Source organism: Frankia sp. AiPs1 (assembly GCF_023716945.1).
In the GTDB taxonomy this organism is placed as follows: Bacteria; Actinomycetota; Actinomycetes; order Frankiales; family Frankiaceae; genus Frankia.
In genome coordinates, this window is record NZ_JAMQQF010000406.1 from 1 (window position 1) to 5,486 (window position 5,486).

Consider the following 5,486-nt stretch of genomic DNA (forward strand, 5'->3'; position numbering starts at 1 on the left):
GCTCCAGGGCGGGGTCCGGCCGGCACGGCCGGGGCCGGGGCGGGCGCCGGCTCGGCCGTCGCGGGATCGATGTCGTCGACGGTGCCGTCGAGGAGTTCGATCAGGAACGGCTCGGAAATCGCGAACTCCGCGGCGTCCGCCCCGAGGACCCCCGACTCTCCAACGACTCCGGGCTGTTCGACGACTCCGGGCTGTTCGACCGAGCCGGGCCGGCCCGCCGTCGCCACCGCATAACGCCCCGGGCCGACCTGCTTCGCCCGGTACATCGCCTGGTCGGCTGCCCACAGCAGCCGTTCGGGTCGGCATGGGCCGGCACCCGCCAGGGCGAGCCCCACGCTCGCGCCGACCCGCACCTCATCGCCGTCGACGAGGATCGGCTGGCCCACCGCCCGGATGATCCGGGTGGCGACCGCCCGGGCGGCGGTCTCGTCGGTGTCGCGTAGCAGGATGCCGAACTCGTCGCCGCCGAAGCGCCCACCGGCGTCCGTCGAGCCGAGCTCGGACCGGATCCGCGAACCCACCGTCTGCAGCACCTGGTCGCCGGCGGCGTGTCCGAAGGTGTCGTTGACCTGCTTGAACCGGTCGAGGTCGACGAACAGGACCGCGATCGAGTCGGCCGGGCGCGGGGGCGCGGCGGCGGTGGCAGAAGCGGTCGTGGTGGTCATGGTGGTCGTGGTGGTGGCGGTGGTGGGGGAGGAGGAAGTGGTCGTGATCGTGGTGGCGGTGGCGAGCTCCTCCTCGAAGGTCGACCGGTTGAGCAGCCCGGTCAGCACGTCGTGGCCGGCCTGGTAGCCGAGCTGGTCGAGCAGCCGCTTGCGCCTGCCGACGGCGTGACAGGTGATGAGGACCTCGGGCGCGCCGGTCCGCTGCGGCAGCCGGCGCGCGGCGACGTCGAACCAGCGGTCGGTGCCGGCGGCCCGCATGAGGCGGACGTCGAGCAGTGATCCCGCGGTCGGATTCTCGATCAGGCGCAGCAGCCGGGCGGCATCGTCGGGATGGGCCAGCTCGGTCACCAGCCGGCCCAGCCAGGGTTCGTCCGGATGGCCGAGCAGGGGAACGATGGCAGGGCTGACGAAGGTGAGCCGGCCGGCCGGGTCGGTGACGAGGACGATGTCGTGCGCCGCCGCGAACAGCGCCCGCAGCCCCGTGCGGCTGCGCTGGGCGGCGGCCTCGCGTAGCAGCCCGAGGAAGACGATGCACAGCACGCCGGTCAGCGCGACCGCCAGCAGTGTCAGGTTGCGCCGGTCGCCTCTGGCCCGCAGGTCGGCGTAGAGCGACGCGGTGGGCTGCTGGAAGTAGGTGAGATACCCGGTCGCCGGCTGCGGCGCCGTGATGTGTGTGATCGTTCCGTCGGGGCCGGAGGTGTGCCAGATCCGCGGGCCGCCGGGTGCGGCGCAGCGGCGCAGCTCCGCGGCCGACAGGATCCGCCGGCCAGGCAGTGCCGGGTCGGTCGAGGCAATCGGCACACCGTTGCGGTCAATCGTCGACACGCTGCCGCTGCCGGCTCCGAGCATCGTCGCGATGCCGTTCGAGAGCCGAAGGTTGATCTCCGTGGTGGAGACGGCCACCAGAACGGCCCACGGCCGCGGCGACCCGACTGGAACCACGGTGGCGCGGACCGGGGCGCCGGCGAGGGTGAAGACGGGGGAGACGGCGCCCCTGCCGGCCCACGCCGACGACAGCGCCGGGCCGAGGTCGCGGGGAGCCACGGCGCTGCCCCACGGGTACGCGGCGGTGACGGCGCCGGCCCGGTCGAGCAGGGCCAGCAGCCGGGTGACGTCGCCCGACGGCGAGAGCTGTAGGCCGGGGAGGAGCCCCGCGTTGCCGGCGCGGTCGTCCGGCCGGAAGGGGACGCGCGCGACCGCAGCCGACAGCCCCGCGGGGGCATCGGCGTCGGACTCCCACTTCGCGAGGCGTTCGACGAGCCCGGCCCGGGCCGCCAGCCGCGACGTCTCCTCCCGGTGCAGCAGGTCGGCGCCCACGTGGAGAGCCAGTGTTCCGAGCACCAGGATGGCCAGCAGGATGGCCATCAGGATGGCCAGCGGCGAAAGGGGCCGCCGCCGGCCCGGCATACTGCGGCGCGGTGACCTGTGGCCCGGTGAAATGCGACCCGGTGAAATGCGGCGCGGCACACTGCGGCCCGGCGTACTGCGGCCCGGCGTACGGCGGCCCGGCATACGGCGACCCGATGAGCTGCGGTCCGATGAACTGCGGCCAGGCATACGGTGGCCCTGCCTGCGCTGGTCCGCGGCCGTGGCCGTGACGCGGCCGAGTGATCGTCGCCCGCCGATCCGGCCACCTCTGATCATCTTTCGCGCCCCGCCCGACAACGCTGCCCGGACTCGACGGATCTCACCGTGAGTAAACGTATTCTGATTTCCGGGCGGCGAATCCTCCCGGTTGTGGGTGAGCATACGAGTATCCGCGCCGCGAGTTTCATCGGCCGCCGCGCATCCGGTATCGGCCGGGCCCGCGCGTGTGCGGCGCGCAGCAATGGCATGGATGGCGGCGCATGCCGGTCGGTCGGTTCGGATTCTCCGTCAGCAGAATGGCGGATACCAAGAGTTGTCTCTCCGATACATCGCGTCAATCTCGGCGGGAGTCGGTCCTGGTAGCGTCAACCTTGGGTGGTCGATCGTGACGTAAAGTTCCGACCCGGCGGCGAATTGTTGTCGTGACGCTGCCACCGCTCGCGATCGTGTCGCCGGGCCTGCCGTTACTTTCGGTGTTCCTCGGGACTCTCCGTAGTGCCCGGGAGGTCTAGCCCGTTCGAGCATCGCACAGCATGATCACAGGATCACGGCGTGCTCCGAGCCCTCCGCGGCGGCCCTTCCGGGTCCAGCGATCTTGCTCCGCGACGGACCCGTGCCGGTGGGCGGGCGCCCCGGTCCGCGTGCGCTGTGCGAGGCGCCGCCGGGGCGGACCGCCCGGCCGTCCGCGTCCGTTCCCGGCGGTGCGATCCGTCGCGGACCGGTCGTCCCACAAATGCGCGGTCCGGCCCCCGTAGATGAGCGATGAATTGTCCGGAAGGCGGTTATATCTCGCCGGGAGGGCGGTTTCCCTGGTGGCCGTCGGGCGCGGGCAGCCAATATGTTGTTCTCGTTTACGGGATCGGGTCGACCCGCCGCCGAAGGGCGCGCCGGCCGCCGGATCTGCCGTCGCCGGTCTTCCGCCGCCGAGGGCGCCGCCCCGCGGCGGGGTGCGAGAGGAGGAGGGGCGATGAGCTCGTCGAGCGAGGCACAGCGGCCCACTGCGGCCCCGCGGTCGTCTCCCGGCCGGACGCACGAGGTGACGAACCAGCCGCCGCCGCTGGTCGGCCACGACGCGTCCGCGGATCCGGCGCTGCTGGCGGCGCTGGTCCGGGAGGGCGCCGGCTGGCATGCGGACGCCCTGCGCCGCCTGGGCCGGCTGGCGGGCACCGAGCAGGCCTGGCGCTGGGCGCAGGAGGCCGACCGGTTCCCGCCCGAGCTGCGCACGCACGACCGCTACGGCAACCGCGTCGACGAGGTCGACTTCCACCCGTCCTGGCACGCGCTGCTCGAGGTGGCCGTGCGGGCGGGGCTGACCGGGGCGCCGTGGACGGACCCGCGCCCGGGCGCGCACGTGGCGCGGGCGGCGAACATCCTCGTCTGGGGCACCGTCGAGCAGGGCCACCTGTGTCCGGTGTCGATGACCTACGCCGTGGTCCCGGCACTGCGGGCCGCGCCCGATCTCGCGGCCAGATACGAGCCGTTGCTCGCCAGCCGGATCTACGACCCGGGGCTGCGCCCGCCGGCGGGAAAGGCGGGGCTGCTCGCGGGCATGGGCATGACCGAGAAGCAGGGGGGTTCGGACGTCCGGTCGAACACGACGACGGCGACGCCCGCCGCCGACGGCACCTACCGGCTACGGGGCCACAAGTGGTTCACAAGCGCGCCGATGAACGACGTCTTTCTGGTCCTGGCGCAGGCACCGGGCGGATTGTCCTGTTTCTGGGTGCCGCGGGTGCTTCCGGACGGCAGCCGTAACACGTTTCGCATACAACGACTGAAGGACAAGCTCGGCAACCGCAGCAATGCCAGCAGCGAACCGGAGTTTGACGACACCGTGGCCTGGCTGGTCGGCGCGGAGGGGCGTGGGGTTCGCGTCATCATCGAAATGGTGGCCATGACCCGGCTCGACGCCAGCCTCGGGTCCGCGGCCGGGATGCGGGCCGCGGTCACGGCGGCCGCGCATCACGTGCGCCACCGACGGGCCTTCGGAACCTTGTTGATCGACGCCCCGCTGATGCGCAATGTGCTGGCCGATCTCGCCCTGGAAGCCGAGGCGGCGACCACTTTGGTGTTGCGGGTCGCGGGAGCCGTCGACCGGGCGGCTCGCGGCGACCGCGACGAGCAGGCGTTCAAACGCCTCGCCACGGCCGTGGCGAAGTACTGGGTCTGCAAGCGGGCGCCGGGCGTGGCCGCGGAGGCCCTCGAATGCCTCGGTGGAAACGGCTACGTGGAGGAGTCGGGCATGCCCCGGCTCTACCGGGAGGCGCCCCTCAACGGGATCTGGGAGGGCTCCGGCAACGTCAATGCGCTCGACGTGCTCCGGGCGCTCGACCGGGAACCGGACGGCCTCGACGTGCTGTCCGTGCAGATCGAGGCCGCCCGCGGCGCGGACACCCGGCTCGATCGGGCCTGGGATCGGCTGCGCGCGGAATTGCCGAAGGCGGCGGCCGATCCCTTCGTCGCGCGCCGTGTGGTCGAGCGGTTGGCGCTCGTTATGCAGGGTTCGCTGCTTGTCCGGCATGCGCCGCCGGCGGTTGCAGATGCGTTCTGCGCGAGTCGGATCGCCGGTGACGGGGGTCTCGCTTTCGGCACGTTGCCGTCGGGGGTTGATGTCGCAGGTATCCTCGACCGGATTGCTTCGGTGGATACCACTACCGATTCGATCGGTGATATCCGTCACGGGCAGGATGATGGCAGAATCTCTTTGTAATTCCCTTGCGACGAATAGCGATGGATCGCCCCTAGCCTGGTAGGCGACTGCGCCCGGGGGGTTTCCATGATGTACTTCTGCCTGGCGGTTGCCGGGCTGATACTGATTGCAGGAGTTCTCGGTCTGTTCCGCGGACGGGCCGAGTGGGCTTGGATCCCCGATCGCCGTCGGGCCGGGATTGTCACCGGCGCCGGATCGGTGGCTCTCGTTGCATTCGGGCTGCTCGCGACGCACGGCGTCGGGACCGGCGACGGCGGCGATCGCGATCCAGCCTCGAACAGCGTCTTCCTGGTTCCGCCCCGGTCCGGCTCGTCCTCGGCCACGCCCGGCCGCGGCGGCCAGCCGGATGCCCCGGTGCAGCAGGACGCGACGAAGGGCGACGAGGCCTACGCCGAGCCCACCGATGACGTGATGACCGGTCGCGCGCCGGGTGGCTCGAACTACCCGCGGGACATCCCGTCCAGCCGGGCGCGGACCGGAACCCCCGGTCTGGCGGGGGGCGCGCCTCGCGCGCCCGCCGGGCC

The 5,486-nt window shown here is 72.3% G+C and carries 3 protein-coding genes; 2 read left to right on the forward strand and 1 reads right to left on the reverse strand.

The window, feature by feature from the left end:
• A partial coding sequence (locus tag ND748_RS24010) for a GGDEF domain-containing protein (protein ID WP_251748223.1) occupies positions 1–2,030 on the reverse strand: 2,030 nt, incomplete at its 3' end.
• A 1,189-nt stretch (positions 2,031–3,219) separates the two neighbouring features.
• Between ND748_RS24010 and ND748_RS24015 the strand changes: the two genes are divergently transcribed.
• On the forward strand, positions 3,220–4,962 hold the full coding sequence (locus tag ND748_RS24015; RefSeq protein ID WP_251748224.1) for an isovaleryl-CoA dehydrogenase: 1,743 nt from the start codon (positions 3,220–3,222) through the stop codon (positions 4,960–4,962).
• Positions 4,963–5,160: 198 nt separating this feature from the next.
• The coding region (locus ND748_RS24020) for a hypothetical protein (RefSeq protein WP_251748225.1) at positions 5,161–5,486 on the forward strand (326 nt) is incomplete at its 3' end.